A 16227-nucleotide genomic window follows, 5' to 3' on the forward strand; every position below is an offset into this window, starting at 1 on the left:
GACGACCGCGCCGCGGCCCCCGGCGACGGTGGCGGCCACCGCGTCGGCGTAGCGGGCCGCCCAGTCCTCGCCGGGCAGCGCCGACCAGACCGCGCGGGGTGCCCGGCCGTCGGTGAGCGCGCGCAGCAGCGCGGGGCCGGTCGGGTAGTCCCGCCAGCCGCGCGGGTCGACCGCCGCGGCCTCGGTGACGGCCGTCGGGCCGGGTTCGTCGTCGCGGGGCTCCTTCTCCACCCGCGCGTGCCGGGGCGGCACGGCGAGCCGGAGCACGTCGGCGAGGTTGCCCGCGTACCGGTCGGCGACCGCCCGGGCCAGCCGGGAGACCTCGGGCGCCAGCACCGGCTCCGGCGAGACCACCTTCTCCAGGTACGCGAGGCGACCGGTGTGCCCGGAGTCGTCGGCCCGGGACAGCAACCAGCCGTCGACGAGCTGCCCGGCGAAGCGCACCTTCACCCGCGTACCGGGGACCGCCACCTCGTCCAGCTCGGCCGGCACCAGGTAGTCGAACGGGCGGTCCAGGTGCGCCAGTCCGACATCCACGCAGACGCGCGCGACCGGCGACCCGTCCGCGGGTCGCCGGTCGCTGCGCCTGGTGGCGGTCAGGCTCCCGCGGCCGACTTGAGGTCGGCGGCCCGGTCGGTGCTCTCCCAGGTCAGATCCGGCAGCTCCCGGCCGAAGTGGCCGTACGCAGCGGTCTGCTGGTAGATCGGGCGGAGCAGGTTGAGGTCCCGGATGATCGCGGCCGGGCGCAGGTCGAACACCTCGGTGACGGCCTTCTCGATCGAGGTGACCGGCACGGTCTCGGTGCCGAACGTCTCGATGAACAGGCTCACCGGGTGCGCCTTGCCGATGGCGTAGGCGACCTGCGCCTCGCACCGCTCGGCCAGGCCGGCGGCGACCACGTTCTTGGCCACCCAGCGCATGGCGTACGCGGCCGAGCGGTCCACCTTGGACGGGTCCTTGCCGGAGAACGCGCCACCGCCGTGCCGGGCGTACCCGCCGTAGGTGTCGACGATGATCTTGCGACCGGTCAGGCCGGCGTCACCCATCGGGCCGCCGATCTCGAAGCGGCCGGTCGGGTTGACCAGCAGCCGGTAGCCCTCGGTGTCCAACCCGAGGCTCTCCAGCTCCGGCGCGATGACGTGGTCACGCACGTCGGGGGTGAGCAGCGAGTCCAACGAGATGTCGGCGGCGTGCTGGCTGGACACGACCACGGTGTTCAGCCGGACCGGGCGCAGCCCCTCGTACTCGATGGTGACCTGGGTCTTGCCGTCCGGGCGCAGGTAGGGGATCGTGCCGTCCTTGCGGACCGCGGCGAGCCGGCGGGCCAGCCGGTGGGCGAGGGCGATCGGCAGCGGCATCAGCTCGGGGGTCTCCGAGCAGGCGAAGCCGAACATCATGCCCTGGTCGCCGGCGCCCTGCGCGTCCAGCGCGCTCTCCGACGCCCCGGTACGCAGCTCGAAGGCGTTGTCCACGCCCTGCGCGATGTCCTCGGACTGCGCCCCGATGGAGACGCTGACCCCGCAGGAGGCGCCGTCGAAGCCCTTCTTCGACGAGTCGTAGCCGATGTCGAGGATGGTCCGGCGGACGATCGTCGGGATGTCGGCGTACGCCTTGGTGGTCACCTCACCGGCGATGTGCACCTGGCCGGTGGTGATCATGGTCTCCACCGCGACCCGGCTGTGCGGGTCCTCGGCCAGCAGCGCGTCGAGGATGCCATCGCTGATCTGGTCAGCGATCTTGTCCGGGTGGCCTTCCGTGACCGATTCGGACGTGAAGAGACGGCGTGTCACGGCACTCCTAAGCGTGTGAGGTCGTTCCGCGGCAGTCTAATCACCACTGCGGCCGGTGTCGGGATCGGTCGCGCCGTTTACCACCCGTCAGGAACTGCCGGGCAGCCGCGCCACCACGAGATCCCAGACGGTGTCGGCCACGGCCTCCTTGGCCTGCTCGGGAAGCCGGCTGACCGAGCCGTCCGCCCCGATGACCGTCACCGTGTTGGTGTCGGCGCCGAAGACCTTGTCGTGACCAACCTCGTTGATCACGATCAGGTCGGCCCGCTTCCGGGCGAGTTTCGCTCGGCCGTTGGCCTCGGCGTCGCCGGTCTCGGCGGCGAACACCACCAGCAGCTGCTCCGGTCGCTTGCGCTGGCCGAGCTCCGCCGCGATGTCGGGGTTCGTGACGAGCTCGATGGTGGGCGCGACACCATCGTCCGACTTCTTGATTTTGCCAGCCGCGTACGTCGCGGGCCGGAAATCGGCCGGAGCCGCCGCCATCACCACCGCGTCGGCGTCGACGGCGGCCTTCACCGTCGCCTCCCGCAGCTCGGCGGTGGTGCCCACCCGGATCAGGTCGACGCCGGCGGGGTCGGGCAGGGAGACGTTCGCCGCGATCAGGGTGACCCGGGCGCCCCGGGCCACGGCGGCGCGGGCGAACGCGTAACCCTGCTTGCCCGAGGAGCGGTTGCCCAGGAAACGGACCGGGTCCAGGGGCTCCCGGGTGCCACCCGCGGTGACGACCACCCGACGGCCGGCCAGGTCGGTGGGGGCGACGTCGCCCCGGGCCAGCACCTGGCGGGCGACGGCGAAGATCTCCGCCGGGTCGGGCAGTCGCCCCTTGCCGGTGTCGACGCCGGTGAGCCGGCCGACGGCGGGCTCGATGACCCGGACGCCCCGGGAGCGCAGCGTGGCGACGTTGGCGACGGTGGCCGGGTGCTCCCACATCTCGGTGTGCATGGCCGGGGCCAGCAGCACCGGGCAGCGGGCGGTCAGCAGGGTGTTGGTCAGCAGGTCGTCGGCGAGCCCGTGCGCGGCCTTTGCCAGCAGGTCGGTGGTGGTCGGCGCGACCACCACCAGATCGGCCTGCTGACCGAGTCGGACGTGCGGCACCTCGTGGACGTCGGTCCAGACGTCGTCGGCGACCGGCTGGCCGGAGAGTGCCGCCCAGGTCGGCGCACCGACGAACCGGAGCGCCGACGCGGTCGGCACGACACGGACCTGGTGACCTGATTCGGTGAAGAGTCGCAGCAGCTCACACGCCTTGTAGGCGGCGATGCCGCCGCCGACCCCGAGGACGATCGAGGCGGACATCGGCCGGCGAGTGCTTACGGCTGGTCGGTCGGCTCGGCGGTGAGCAGGCCCGAGTTGATCTCGCGCATGGCGATGGAGAGGGGCTTCTCCTGCGGGGTGGTCTCGACGAGCGGGCCGACGTACTCCAGCAGACCCTCACCGAGCTGGCTGTAGTAGGCGTTGACCTGGCGCGCGCGCTTGGCGGCGAAGATGACCAGCGCGTACTTCGACGTCGTCTTCTCGAGGAGCTCGTCGATCGGCGGGTTGGTGATGCCTTCGGGGTTGGCGATGGATCCCACGAATTAACCTCTGCGTCTTTCGAGCCGCGCGGACGCGGTGCTGAGTCTCAACAGCGGCCGACCGTCAGCCGCGCACTCGCGACCAGGTCGGATCCGGATAAGAAGAACCGAGTAAGCCTACCAGCTCGTCGGCCACCCGCTCGGTGAGGTCGTGTGTCAGCGTGTGCTCGAAGGCGGCCGCCACCACGGCGTCGGGGTGGTACCCGGGTGGGCTCAGCAGCACCAGCCGCGAATCGGGCAGGCGCGCACGCACCAGCGGGACGCCGGGCAGGTCGAGCGAGAGGAGCACCGGCTGCCCGGCGTCGAGCCGGGCGCGCAGCGGTTGGTACGGGGTCCCCCGGCGGTACGAGCCGATCCGGGACCACTCCAGCAGCTCGCCGTCGACGAGTCGGCGATCGAACTCGGCGGGGGCGAGGAAGACGCGGTCAACGCCGTCGATTTCCGACTCCCGGCGCGGCCGTGTGGTCGCCGGCACCGGCAACCACACGGACGGAGAACGCGCCCGGACGAGCTCGACGACACTCTCCCTGCCGGAACCCGAAGGTCCAGCCAGGACAGTGAGCCGAGCCGCCGGGCGCGCCTCGTCATCCGTGCTCACTGCTTGTTTCTACACGCTGCCAGGTTCAGTTGGCGGCGAACTCTCCAAGCAGTGCCTTGCGCTGCTGCTCGCCGAGGCCACGCAGGCGACGGCTGTCGGCGATCTTGAGCTTCTCCATGATCTGGGTAGCCCGGATCTTGCCGATACCCGGCATGGCCTGCAGGACGGCCGAAACCTTGAGCTTGCCGACGACGTCGTCGCTCTCGGCGCGCTCAAGGACAGCACCGAGGGTGGTCTTGCCCTGCTTGAGCTGCTCCTTCAGCTGAGCACGGGCCTTGCGGATCTCCGCGGCCTTCTCGAGCGCGGCAGCGCGTTGTTCGGGGGTCAGTGACGGGAGCGGCACCAGTTCTCCTCAGGTCCCTATCGCGGCGGGCGGGGCGCACCGCCGCATCTGTGAAACGTGGTGTCGCTGTGAACCAAGGGGTCCGTGGTTCCCAGCGCGGGGAAAACTAGCGGTCAACGGAGCTTTCGGCAACGTGGGGGCCCCATGATCAACGCACAGTGACCGACCCATCAGTCAGTCACCGGGCAGGCAGAACGGCCCGACAGTCGGCCAACACCCGGTCTGCGGCGGCCCGCAGGGCAGCGACGTCGGGGCCCGCCGAGAGCACCTCGCGGGAGTACGAGGGGAGCACCGAGCCCAGGCTCGAACCGAAGACGGTACGCAGATCGGCTGCCCCGGCACCCTGCGCGCCGAGGCCCGGGGCGAGCAGCGGACCCCCCACGGCAGAGAGGTCGTGACCGGTGTCACCGATGGTCGCCCCCACCACCAGACCGAAACTCCCGAGTGGGGTCGCACCACTGTTGAGCTGGGAAATCTCGTCGATCACGGTCTGCGCCACGGTGCGGCCGTCGGCCGTACGGGCCCGCTGCACGGCCGCGCCCTCGGGGTTGGAGGTGAGGGCCAGCACGAACACCCCGCCGCCGTGCTCGGCGGCCAGCTCGAACATCGGCGCCAGCGAACCGACCCCGAGGTAGGGGCTCGCGGTGACCGCGTCGACATACAGCGGGCTGGATGGATCAAGGTAGGCGGAGGCGTACGCGCTCACCGTCGAGCCGATGTCACCGCGTTTGACGTCGAGGAGAACGAGCGAGCCAGCATCCCGTAACTGTCGGATAGTTGACTCAAGAATCGCCACGCCGTGGGACCCGAAACGCTCGAAAAAGGCCGACTGAGGCTTGACCACCGCAACCCGGTCACCGAGGGCTTCCACGACGGTTTGGGTGAAGCGGTCAAGACCCTGAAGGTCGTCGGCGAGACCCCAGCGGGCCAGTAGACCGGGATGCGGGTCGATGCCCACACAGAGCGGCCCCCGCTCGTCGACCGCCCGGTGCAGCCGGCTTCCGAAGCTCTCCATCCGGTACTCCCTCTCTCCTCCTGCCGGGCGGCGGACCGCCTCCCGGGTACCCCGTCGACCACGGCCAGCTCAGCCGGCCGCCACCGCCGCCGCGACGCCGGCCGCGATCCGAGCCACGTCGGCGTCGTCGGTCACGTACGGCGGCATCGTGTAGACCAGGTCGCGGAACGGGCGCAACCACACCCCCTGCCCGGCTGCGGCCCTGGTGGCCGCGCCGAGGTCGACCTCGTGATCGAGCTGCACCACCCCGATCGCGCCGAGCACCCGCACGTCGGCGACGCCCGGCGTGCCGCGCAGGGGCTCCAGGCCGGCACGCAGACCGGCGCCGACCCTGGCGACCTGCCCCGCCCAGTCCCCGGCCCGCAGCAGCCCGATGGAGGCGTTGGCCACCGCGCAGGCCAACGGGTTGCCCATGAACGTGGGCCCGTGCGCCAGCACGCCGGCGGCGGAGATGCCACGGGCGACCTCCGGGGTGCAGAGCGTCGCCGCGAGCGTCAGGTAGCCCCCGGTGAGCGCCTTGCCCACGCACAGCACGTCCGGGGTCACCCCGGCGTGCTCGGCGGCGAACATCGCACCGGTACGGCCGAACCCGGTGGCGATCTCGTCGAAGATCAGCAGCACCCCGTGGGCACGGGTCACCTCGCGCAGCACCCGTAGGTAACCCGGGTGGTGGAACCGCATCCCGCCGGCACCCTGCACGACGGGCTCGACGATCACCGCGGCGAGTTCGTCGGCGTACCGCTCGACGGTCTCCACCAACGCCGCCACGTACGCGTCGTCGGGAGGGTCGTCGAAGCCGCCCGGCGGGACCGGGGCGAACACCTGCCGGGGCAGCACGTCACCCCAGAGGTGGTGCATCCCGCCCTCCGGGTCACAGACGCTCATCGGGTGGAACGTGTCGCCGTGGTAGCCGCCCCGCCAGGTCGCCAGCCGGCGTCGCTGCGGCTGCCCGACGGCCCGCTGGTACTGCAGGCACATCTTCACGGCCACCTCGACGCTGACGGAGCCGGAGTCGGCCAGGAACACGTGCTCCAGGCCCTCCGGGGTCAGCTCGACCAGGGTCCGGGCGAGCTGCACGGCGGGTTCGTGGGTGAGCCCGCCGAACATCACGTGACTCATCCGGCCGAGCTGATCGGTCACCGCCGCGTCCAGCACCGGGTGCCGGTACCCGTGGATCGCCGCCCACCAGGACGACATCCCGTCCACCAGCTCCCGCCCGTCGGCCAGCCGCAGTCGTACCCCCTCGGCGCTCCGCACCACGTACGGCGGGTTCGTCGGCGGCAACGCGGCGTACGGGTGCCAGACGTGCGCCCGGTCGGCGGCCAGGATCTCCTCGGGTGTCACGCGTACTCCTTCGTGCCTCAAGCGGCCCGGACGGCGGACGTCCTGTGGCCGGGTCGAACCTCGCCGTCGCCGCCTCGCCGGCCGCCGCTTCCCTGTCCGTCGCCTTTGCTCTGCACCCACGGACGCGACACCCGGCGGCCGGGCGTCGCGCTCCCGCCTCCGCCGCCTTTGCTCTGCACCCACGGACGCGACACCCGGTGACCGGGTGGCGCGCTCCCGCCTCCGCCGCCTTTGCTCTGCACCCACGGACGCGACACCCGGTGACCGGGCGTCGCGCCCCCGGCGGGGACGCCGTGTCCGGCAGCGATCCGGGTGGTGCGTCCACGGGTGCAGAGCAAAGGGGCCACAGCAGGCGTGGGCTCCTCGGCGCGCAGCGGGCTCGGCAGCCGGTCGCGCCGGGCCAGCACCGGACCTCCGGCAGTCACCGGCCCGCGACGGGGTCCGGTGCCGCCGTGGTGGCCGCCGCGCGGGCGGTGGCGCGGACCAGGGCCGGGCCCCGGTAGATGAAGCCGGTGTAGAGCTGCACCAGGGAGGCGCCGGCGTCGAACATCCGCGCCGCGTCGTCCGGGTCCAGCACCCCGCCGACGCCGACGACCGGCAGCCGGCCACCGGTCTCGGAGTGCACGAAGGCGACCACGTCGCGGGCCCGCCTGGTCAGCGGTCGACCGGAGAGACCACCCACCTGGGCGCCGCGCTCGGCGTCCACAGTGGCCAGCCCGGTCCGGGCCAGGGTGGTGTTGGTGGCGATCACCCCGGCGGCCCCTCGGGCCAGGCAGACCTCCAGCAGCTCGGCGATCGCCGCCTCGGTCAGGTCCGGCGCGATCTTCACCAGCACCGGCTTCTCACCCACCAGGGCGCCGAGCAGCGCGTCCAGGTGGGCGCGGTCCTGCAACGAGCGCAGCCCCGGCGTGTTCGGCGAGGACACGTTCACCGCGAAGTAGTCGCCGTGCCCGCGCAGCGCCCGGTACGAGGCGAGGTAGTCCTCGACCGCCTCGTCGAGCGGAGTCACCTTGGACTTGCCCAGCGAGATGCCCAGCGGCACCCCGAGCGGGCGCGGTAACGCCGCCAGCCGGGCGGCCAGCGCGGCGGCCCCGGCGTTGTTGAAGCCCATCCGGTTGACCACGGCCTCGCTGGCCGGCAGGCGGAACAGCCGCGGCCGTGGGTTGCCCGGCTGGGCGTGCGCGGTGACCGTGCCGACCTCGACGAAACCGAAGCCGAGCGCCGGCCAGGCCGGCAGCGCCGCGCCGTCCTTGTCCATCCCGGCGGCCAGCCCGACCGGGTTCGGGAACCGCACGCCGAACACCGTGCGCGGCGCGTCGACCGCGTACCGGGCTCGCAGCGCCGCCAGCGCCACCGGACGCCGCGAGAGCGCCCGCAACCGCCGCAGTGTCCACTCGTGCGCCACCTCGGCGTCCCCACCGCCGAGCCGGAACAACTGGGGCCGTACCACCCGCTCGAACAGGGTCACTGGGCCGCCCGCAGGGTGGCGTGCAGGTCCTGCAGGGGACGTACCTGCATGTCGCCGCGGATCCGCGCCTCGATGCCCATCACGGCCGCGGCGGCGCCGGGAACCGTGGTGATGCAGGGGATGTCGGCGGTGACGGCCGCGCTGCGGATCTCGTAGCCGTCGGAGCGGGCGCTGGCACCCGAGCCCTGCGGCGTGTTGATGACCAGCGCCACGTGGCCGCCGCCGATCAACGACACCGCGTCGTCGCCCTCACCGGCCTGGTAGTGCTTACGGATCTGCTCGCAGGCGATGCCGTGCCGGCGCAGCACCTCGGCCGTGCCGGCGGTCGCGACGATCTCGAAGCCCAGATCTGCCAGCCGCTTGATCGGGAAGATCATGCCGCGCTTGTCCCGGTTGGCCACCGACACGAAGATCTTCCCGGCGGTCGGCAGCGAGCCGTACGCCGCCGACTGGCTCTTGGCGAACGCGTGCCCGAAGTTGGTGTCGATGCCCATCACCTCACCGGTCGACTTCATCTCCGGCCCGAGCAGCGAGTCGATCCCCTTGCCGGCGCGGGTCCGGAAGCGCTTGAACGGCAGCACCGCCTCCTTGACCGCGATCGGCGCGTCGGCGGGCATCGTGCCCCCGTCCCCGGTCGCCGGCAGCAGGCCCTCGGCCCGCAGCTCGGCGATGCTCGCACCGAGCGCGATCCGCGCCGCCGCCTTGGCCAGCGGCACCGCCGTCGCCTTGGAGACGAACGGAACGGTCCGCGACGCCCGCGGGTTGGCCTCCAGGACGTAGAGCACGTCGTCCTTGAGCGCGTACTGCACGTTGAGCAGGCCACGGACGCCGACGCCACGCGCGATGGCCTCGGTATAGCGGCGCACCTCGGCCAGGTGCGAGCCGGCGAGGGTGATCGGCGGCAACGCGCAGGACGAGTCGCCGGAGTGGATGCCGGCCTCCTCGATGTGCTCCATCACGCCGCCGATGTAGACCTCGCCGTCGGCGTCGCACAGCGCGTCCACGTCGATCTCGATGGCGTCGTCGAGGAACCGGTCCACCAGCACCGGGTGGTCCGGCGAGATGTCGGTGGCCCGTCCGATGTAGTCGCGCAGCGTCGGGTCGTCGTAGACGATCTCCATGCCCCGCCCGCCCAGCACGTACGACGGCCGGACCAGCACCGGGTAGCCGATCTCGTCGGCGATCGTCTTGGCCTCGTCGTAGGACGTGGCCATGCCGTGCGCCGGCGCGCGCAGCCCGGCCCGGGCCAGCACCGCGCCGAACGCGCCCCGCTCCTCGGCCAGGTGGATCGACTCCGGGGACGTGCCGACCACGGGCACGCCCGCGTTCTTGAGCCGCTGCGCCAGGCCCAGCGGGGTCTGCCCGCCGAGCTGCACGACCACCCCGACCACGCCCGGCCCGCCGGCCGCCCGACCGGACGAGTCCTCCGCGTGCCAGACCTCCAGGACGTCCTCGAAGGTCAGCGGCTCGAAGTAGAGCCGGTCGGCGGTGTCGTAGTCGGTCGAGACCGTCTCCGGGTTGCAGTTGACCATGACCGTCTCGTAGCCGGCCGCCCGCAACGCCTGCACGGCGTGCACGCAGGAGTAGTCGAACTCGATGCCCTGCCCGATCCGGTTCGGGCCGGAGCCCAGGATCAGCACCTTCGGCCGGTCCGACGGCACGACCTCGGTCTCCAGGTCGTACGTCGAGTAGTGGTACGGCGTGGTGGCCTCGAACTCGGCGGCGCAGGTGTCCACCGTCTTGTAGACCGGGCGCACGTCGAGGCGGTGCCGCAGGGTCCGTACGCCGTCCTCGGCGGCCAGCTCCGGGCGCAGCGCGGCGAGCTGCCGGTCGGACAGGCCGGCCCGCTTCGCCACCCGCAACAGGTCGGCGTCGAGCACCGGCGCGTCCACGATCTCCGTACGCAGCTCGATCAGCGCGGCGATCTGGTCCAGGAACCACGGGTCGATGCCGCCGGAGGCCTCGGCGACCTCGGCGATCGACGCGCCGAGGCGCAGCGCCCGCTCGACGGTGTACAGCCGGCCGTCGTGCGGGATCCGCAGCGCGGCGAGCGTGTCCGCGAGCGTGACACCGGCCGGGTCGGGCACGGTCCAGAAACCCGCCGACCTGGTTTCCATCGAGCGCATCGCCTTGTTCAGCGCCTCGGTGAAGTTGCGTCCGAGGCTCATCGCCTCGCCCACCGACTTCATCGTGGTGGTCAGCTCCGGGTCCGCGCCGGGGAACTTCTCGAACGCGAACCGGGGGATCTTCACCACCACGTAGTCCAGGGTCGGCTCGAACGCCGCCGGGGTCTTCAACGTGATGTCGTTGGGGATCTCGTCGAGGGTGTAACCGATGGCCAGCTTCGCGGCGATCTTCGCGATCGGGAAGCCGGTCGCCTTGGAGGCCAGCGCCGAGGAGCGCGACACCCGGGGGTTCATCTCGATCACGACGATCCGGCCGTCGGCCGGGTTGACCGCGAACTGGATGTTGCAGCCGCCGGTGTCTACCCCGACCTCGCGCAGCACGGCGATGCCCAGGTCACGCAGGCGCTGGTACTCCCGGTCGGTGAGCGTCATGGCCGGGGCCACGGTGACGCTGTCGCCGGTGTGCACGCCCATCGGGTCGATGTTCTCGATCGAGCAGACCACCACGACGTTGTCGCGCCGGTCACGCATCAGCTCGAGTTCGTACTCCTTCCAGCCGAGCACGCTCTCCTCGATGAGCACCTCGTGCACCGGGCTGGCCGACAGGCCGTCGCCGGCGATTCGGGCCAGGTCCTCCGGGGTGTGCGCCATGCCGGAGCCCAGGCCGCCCATGGTGAACGACGGCCGGATCACCACCGGCAGACCCAGCTCGGCGACGGTCGCCTCGACCTCGTCCATCGAGTGGCAGACCCGGGAACGGGGCACCAGCCCGGTCGGGTCCTCGACGCCCAGGCGGACACCGGCCTTCGCCACGATGTCCTTGAACAGCTGCCGGTCCTCGCCCCGGTTGATCGCGTCGATGTTCGCGCCGATCAACTCCACGCCGTACTTCTCCAGGACGCCGGCCTCGTGCAGGGCGACGGCCGTGTTGAGCGCGGTCTGCCCGCCGAGGGTCGCCAGGATCGCGTCGGGGCGTTCCTTGGCGATGACCAGCTCCACGAACTCCGGGGTGATCGGCTCGACGTAGGTGGCGTCGGCGAACTCCGGGTCGGTCATGATCGTCGCCGGGTTGGAGTTGACCAGGCTGACCCGGATCCCCTCACTGCGCAGCACCCGGCACGCCTGGGTGCCGGAGTAGTCGAACTCGCAGGCCTGCCCGATGACGATCGGCCCGGAGCCGATCACCAGGATGTGCTTGAGATCGGTCCGCTTAGGCATTGCTACGCCCCCTGCTGTGGTTCCGACCCTCGATCAAGTCGGCGAATCGGTCGAAGAGGTAGTCGGCGTCGTGCGGGCCGGCCGCCGCCTCCGGGTGGTACTGCACCGTGAACGCGGGCACGTCCACGGCCCGCAGCCCCTCGACCACGTTGTCATTGAGGCAGACGTGCGACACCTGGACGCCGCCGAAGTCGGTGTCGATCACCTGGTCGGGGACGACAGCGCCACCGACCACGCCCGGCACCTGGACCGCGAAGCCGTGGTTGTGGCTGGTCACCTCGACCTTGCCGGTGACCCGGTCGAGCACCGGCTGGTTGATCCCCCGGTGGCCGTAGCCCAGCTTGTAGGTGCCGAAGCCGAGCGCCCGGCCGAGGATCTGGCTGCCGAAGCAGATGCCGAACAACGGCACCTCCCGCCGCAGCGCCTCCCGGGCCAGCGCCACCGGGGCGTCGGCGGTGCCCGGGTCACCCGGACCGGGTGACAGGAAGATCGCGTCGGCGCCGGTGGCCAGCAGGTCGTCGATGCTCGACGAGGCCGGCAGCACGTGGGTGGTCACCCCGCGGGTGGCGAGCCGGCGCGGCACGTTGCGCTTGATGCCCAGGTCGAGGGCCGCCACGGTGAACCGGTGCTCGCCGAGAGCCTCGACGACGTACGGCTGGGCGGTGGTCACCTCGGCGGACAGGTCCGCGCCGACCATCTGCGGCGCCTGGCGGACGCGGGCCAGCAGGCTCTGCGGGTCGTTGTCGACGCTGGAGATGCCCACCCGCATGGCGCCACGCTCGCGCAGGTGCCGGGTCAGCGCCCGGGTGTCCACGCCACTGATGCCCACCACACCCTCGGTGGCGAGGCGGTCCTCGAGGCCACCGGTGGCGCGCCAGTTCGAGCCGATCCGGGCCGGGTCGCGCACGACGTAGCCGGCCACCCAGATCCGGCCGGACTCGTCGTCCTCGCCGTTGACGCCGGTGTTGCCGATGTGCGGCGCGGTCTGCACCACGACCTGCCGGTGGTACGACGGGTCGGTGAGCGTCTCCTGGTAACCGGTCATGCCGGTGTTGAAGACCGCCTCGCCGAAGGTCTCCCCGACGCTGCCGTACGCCTCACCGGGGAACGTGCGCCCGTCCTCGAGCACGAGGATCGCGGGCCTGCGCTTGACCATTACTTGACAGCCTTTCCGTCCAGGACCGTCGGCTCGCCACGCAGGAAGGTCGCCACGATGCGACCCGGCAGCGTCATGCGGGCGTACGGGGTGTTGCGACTGCGACTGGCCAGTTCCGCCGGCTCGATGGTGCGGCGGGCGGCCGGGTCGATCAGGGTCAGGTTGGCCGGCACACCGGGTGCCGGGTCGACGCCGTGCCCGGTCAGCCCCGCGATCCGGGCGGGGGTGCGCGACATCCGCTCGGCGATCAGGTCCCACTCGGGGCCGAGCACGTCGAGCGCGATGGACAGGGCCGTCTCCAGGCCGAGCATCCCCGGCCGGGCGTACGCCCACTCGCACTCCTTGTCCTCCACGGCGTGCGGGGCGTGGTCGGTGGCGATCACGTCGATGACACCGTCGGCGAGCGCGGCACGCAGCGCGGCGATGTCCGCGGCCGTCCGCAGCGGCGGGTTGACCTTGAAGACGGGGTCGTAGCTCTCCGCCCGCTCGTCGGTGAGCAGCAGGTGGTGCGGGGTGACCTCGGCGGTGACGCGTACCCCACGGGTCTTCGCCTGGCGCAGCACCTCGACGCTGCCGGCGGTGGAGACGTGGCAGACGTGCAGTCGGCTGCCGACGTGCTCGGCGAGCAGCACGTCTCGGGCGATGATCGCCTCCTCGGCGACCGCCGGCCAGCCGATCAGCCCGAGCCGGGTGGAGACCTCACCCTCGTGCATCTGAGCGCCCTCGGTGAGCCGGGGCTCCTCGGCGTGCTGGGCGATGATCCCGTCGAACGCCTTGACGTACTCCAGGGCCCGGCGCATCAGCTTGGGGTCGGCGACGCAGTGCCCGTCGTCGGAGAAGATCCGCACCCGGGCGGCGGAGTCGGCCATCGCGCCCAGCTCGGCCAGCCGCTCGCCGGCGAGCCCGACGGTGACCGCGCCGATCGGCTGCACGTCGACCAGCCCGGCCTCCCGGCCGAGCCGCCAGACCTGCTCGACCACGCCGGCGGTGTCCGCGACCGGTGAGGTGTTGGCCATCGCGCAGACCGCCGTGTAGCCACCCATCGCCGCCGCGCGGGACCCGGACTCGACGGTCTCGGCGTCCTCCCGGCCGGGCTCGCGCAGGTGGGTGTGCAGGTCGACGAGGCCGGGCAGGGCGACCAGCCCGGTGCCGTCGACGGTGGTGGCGTCCGGCGCGGACAGGCCGGCGCCGACCTCGGCCACCACGCCGTCGCGGATCAGCAGGTCGGTCGGCGGGCCGCCGACGACACTCACGCTGGTGATCAGGTACGCGCTCACCGGTTGTTCCCTCCGAGCAGCAGGTAAAGGACGGCCATCCGCACGGAGACCCCGTTGGTGACCTGTTCGACGATGGTGGAGCGGGGTGAGTCGGCGACCTCGGGGGTGATCTCCATCCCCCGGTTCATCGGGCCGGGGTGCATGACGATCGCGTGCTCCGGTAGCCGCCGCATCCGCGGGCCGTCCAGGCCGTAGCGGCGGGCGTACTCGCGGGCGGAGGGGAAGTAGGAGTCGTTCATCCGCTCCCGCTGCACCCGCAGCATCATCACCACGTCGACGTTGGGCAGCACCGAGTCGAGGTCGTAGGAGACGTCGGTGGCCGGGGCCAATGCTCCGGCGATGTCGACGGGGATCAGGGTCGGCGGGCCGACCAGGGTGACCTTGGCGCCGAGGGTGGAGAGCAGCAGCACGTTGGAGCGGGCGACCCGGGAGTGCAGGACGTCCCCGACCACCGCGACCGACAGGCCGGCCAACCGGCCCAGCCGGGATCGCATGGTGTACGCGTCCAGCAGCGCCTGGGTGGGGTGCTCGTGGGTGCCGTCACCGGCGTTGACGACCGACCCGTCGACCCAGTTGGCCAGTCGGTGCGGCGCGCCGGAGGCCGGGTGCCGGACGACGACGGCGTCGGCGCCCATGGCCTGCAGGGTCAGCGCGGTGTCCTTCAGGCTCTCGCCCTTGGTGACGCTGGACCCCTTGGCGGAAAAGTTGATCACGTCGGCGCTGAGCCGCTTCGCCGCCGCCTCGAAGGAGATCCGGGTGCGGGTGGAGTCCTCGTAGAAGAGGTTCACCACGGTGCGGCCGCGCAGCGCGGGCAGTTTCTTGATCTCCCGGCCGGCGACGGTGGCCATCTCGGCGGCGGTGTCCAGGATCTCGGTGGCGGTCGCGGCGTCCAGGTCGGCGCCGGAGAGCAGATGCTTGATCATGAGGTGGGTCCCCCGTAGAGCTTGACCTCGTCCGTCCCGTCGATCTCGGCGAGCGTCACCTTCACGCTCTCGGCGAGCGAGGTCGGGATGTTCTTGCCGACGTAGTCGGCGCGGATCGGCAGCTCCCGGTGGCCGCGGTCGACCAGGACGGCGAGTTGCACCGACGCCGGGCGGCCCACGTCGTTGAGCGCGTCGAGCGCGGCCCGGACGGTGCGGCCGGAGAACAGCACGTCGTCGACGAGGATGACCCGCTTGCCGTCGATGCCGCCGGGCGGCAGCTCGGTCGGGCCGATCGCACGGGTGGCGTGCCGGCGCAGGTCGTCGCGGTAGAGGGTGATGTCGAGCACACCGACGGGAACGGCGACGTCCTCGAAGGTGCTGATCCGGTCGGCGAGCCGCCGAGCGAGGGGGGTCCCCCTGGTGGGAATCCCAAGGAGCACCGTGTCGGCGGCGCCCTGGGTCTTCTCCAGGATCTGGTGGGCGATGCGGTCGACCACGCGCTGCACGTCGGCGCTGGCGAGGATCACCTTCACCGAGGGTTGTCGCGGTGGTGACGAGCGGGCAGCCGGTGGGTATGCCACGGCGGACCTCCTTCCCCGCCTCACTGGACGGGTCGTTAAAGGATGTCGGGCACCTCCGGCCGGACCGCAGAGCGGACCTGGGCCGGGGCTTCACGCCACGTTACCAGTGGTCACCGGTCCGATGGACGGCGGCCGCTGACCACCGGATCAGGACCACGAAAGGGGGATAACTTCCCGGACGCTCCCCAACGGTAGGGTCACGACCACTTGACCAGGTGTCCCATTCCCCGTACCGTCACGCTCCGTAGCGATCGACGGGAGAACCCCGAGCAGCACTGGGAGTGTCCGAATGCCCTCTGAATACGCCAAGTCTCTGGGCGCCCGCCTGCGCTCCATCCGCCAACAGCAGGGTCTCTCCCTGCAGGGTGTGGAGGAGAAGTCGAACGGGCGGTGGAAGGCCGTGGTGGTCGGCTCGTACGAGCGTGGCGACCGGGCCGTGACGGTTTCCCGTCTGGCCGAGTTGGCCGAGTTCTACCGTGTCCCCGTCTCGGAGCTGCTGCCTGACGGCAGTGGTGTCCGTCACGAGCCCACCAGCAAGATCGTCCTGGACCTGGAGCGGCTCTACGACGAGGCCTCCGAGGACCTGGCCTACGTCGCGCGCTACGCCCGCGCCATCCAGCAGCAACGCGGCGACTACAACGGTCGGGTGCTCTCCATCCGCGCCGACGACCTGCGGGCGCTCGCGATCGTGTACGACGCCTCACCGTCGGGCCTGATCGAGCGGCTCACCGAGCACGGTGTGCTGGTGGCCGACCCCCGGGCGTTCTTCGCCTCCTGAGCTGTCGCAACACCCGAAAGGGCCCGTGCCGATCGG

Annotated in this window: 15 protein-coding genes; 1 reads left to right on the plus strand and 14 read right to left on the minus strand. The window is 71.8% G+C overall.

From position 1 onward, the window contains the following. From LADH09A_RS29035 to pyrR, 14 genes are all read right to left on the minus strand, one after another. Positions 1-537, minus strand: a 537-nt coding sequence (locus tag LADH09A_RS29035) for a primosomal protein N' family DNA-binding protein (RefSeq protein ID WP_504854037.1), incomplete at its 3' end; no start/stop codon positions are given. A 59-nt stretch (positions 538-596) separates the two neighbouring features. Further along, positions 597-1790, minus strand: a complete 1194-nt coding sequence (gene metK, locus LADH09A_RS29040; protein WP_238648866.1) for a methionine adenosyltransferase — start codon at positions 1788-1790, stop codon at positions 597-599. A gap of 87 nt (positions 1791-1877) precedes the next feature. Continuing rightward, a complete protein-coding gene (gene coaBC, locus LADH09A_RS29045; protein WP_238648867.1) occupies positions 1878-3086 on the minus strand; it encodes a bifunctional phosphopantothenoylcysteine decarboxylase/phosphopantothenate--cysteine ligase CoaBC in 1209 nt (402 codons plus the stop codon). A gap of 14 nt (positions 3087-3100) precedes the next feature. Next, entirely contained in the window at positions 3101-3364 is a 264-nt protein-coding gene (rpoZ, locus tag LADH09A_RS29050) for a DNA-directed RNA polymerase subunit omega (RefSeq protein ID WP_030335666.1), read from the minus strand. 64 nt (positions 3365-3428) lie between these two features. Then, positions 3429-3962 carry a nucleoside/nucleotide kinase family protein gene (locus tag LADH09A_RS29055; RefSeq protein WP_238648868.1) on the minus strand — a complete coding sequence of 178 codons (534 nt, stop codon included), beginning with the start codon at positions 3960-3962 and terminating at the stop codon, positions 3429-3431. A 25-nt stretch (positions 3963-3987) separates the two neighbouring features. Beyond that, positions 3988-4305: an integration host factor, actinobacterial type gene (gene mihF, locus LADH09A_RS29060; RefSeq protein WP_030335662.1), complete on the minus strand. Its 318-nt coding sequence runs from the start codon at positions 4303-4305 to the stop codon at positions 3988-3990. A gap of 178 nt (positions 4306-4483) precedes the next feature. After that, on the minus strand, positions 4484-5320 hold the full coding sequence (gene pyrF / locus LADH09A_RS29065; RefSeq protein WP_238648869.1) for an orotidine-5'-phosphate decarboxylase: 837 nt from the start codon (positions 5318-5320) through the stop codon (positions 4484-4486). A 69-nt stretch (positions 5321-5389) separates the two neighbouring features. Then, complete coding sequence (locus LADH09A_RS29070; RefSeq protein ID WP_238648870.1) at positions 5390-6664, minus strand: adenosylmethionine--8-amino-7-oxononanoate transaminase; 1275 nt, start codon at positions 6662-6664, stop codon at positions 5390-5392. Positions 6665-7085: 421 nt separating this feature from the next. Continuing rightward, entirely contained in the window at positions 7086-8132 is a 1047-nt protein-coding gene (locus tag LADH09A_RS29075) for a quinone-dependent dihydroorotate dehydrogenase (protein WP_238648871.1), read from the minus strand. Further along, a complete protein-coding gene (carB, locus tag LADH09A_RS29080; protein WP_238648872.1) occupies positions 8129-11476 on the minus strand; it encodes a carbamoyl-phosphate synthase large subunit in 3348 nt (1115 codons plus the stop codon). The genes LADH09A_RS29075 and carB overlap by 4 nt, the downstream gene beginning before the upstream one ends. Then, on the minus strand, positions 11469-12632 hold the full coding sequence (carA, locus tag LADH09A_RS29085) for a glutamine-hydrolyzing carbamoyl-phosphate synthase small subunit (RefSeq protein WP_238648873.1): 1164 nt from the start codon (positions 12630-12632) through the stop codon (positions 11469-11471). Before carA ends, carB begins: the two co-directional genes overlap by 8 nt. Continuing rightward, positions 12632-13909 carry a dihydroorotase gene (locus LADH09A_RS29090; protein WP_238648874.1) on the minus strand — a complete coding sequence of 426 codons (1278 nt, stop codon included), beginning with the start codon at positions 13907-13909 and terminating at the stop codon, positions 12632-12634. The genes carA and LADH09A_RS29090 overlap by 1 nt, the downstream gene beginning before the upstream one ends. Further along, entirely contained in the window at positions 13906-14832 is a 927-nt protein-coding gene (locus LADH09A_RS29095) for an aspartate carbamoyltransferase catalytic subunit (RefSeq protein ID WP_088947455.1), read from the minus strand. Before LADH09A_RS29095 ends, LADH09A_RS29090 begins: the two co-directional genes overlap by 4 nt. Continuing rightward, positions 14829-15413, minus strand: a complete 585-nt coding sequence (gene pyrR, locus LADH09A_RS29100; protein WP_238648875.1) for a bifunctional pyr operon transcriptional regulator/uracil phosphoribosyltransferase PyrR — start codon at positions 15411-15413, stop codon at positions 14829-14831. The genes LADH09A_RS29095 and pyrR overlap by 4 nt, the downstream gene beginning before the upstream one ends. 289 nt (positions 15414-15702) lie before the next feature. Here pyrR and bldD point away from each other — a divergent pair, with 289 nt between their 5' ends. Then, complete coding sequence (gene bldD, locus LADH09A_RS29105) at positions 15703-16191, plus strand: transcriptional regulator BldD (protein ID WP_007458348.1); 489 nt, start codon at positions 15703-15705, stop codon at positions 16189-16191. Positions 16192-16227 lie beyond the last annotated feature (36 nt).

Source organism: Micromonospora cabrerizensis (assembly GCF_022230955.1).
GTDB lineage: Bacteria > Actinomycetota > Actinomycetes > Mycobacteriales > Micromonosporaceae > Micromonospora > Micromonospora cabrerizensis.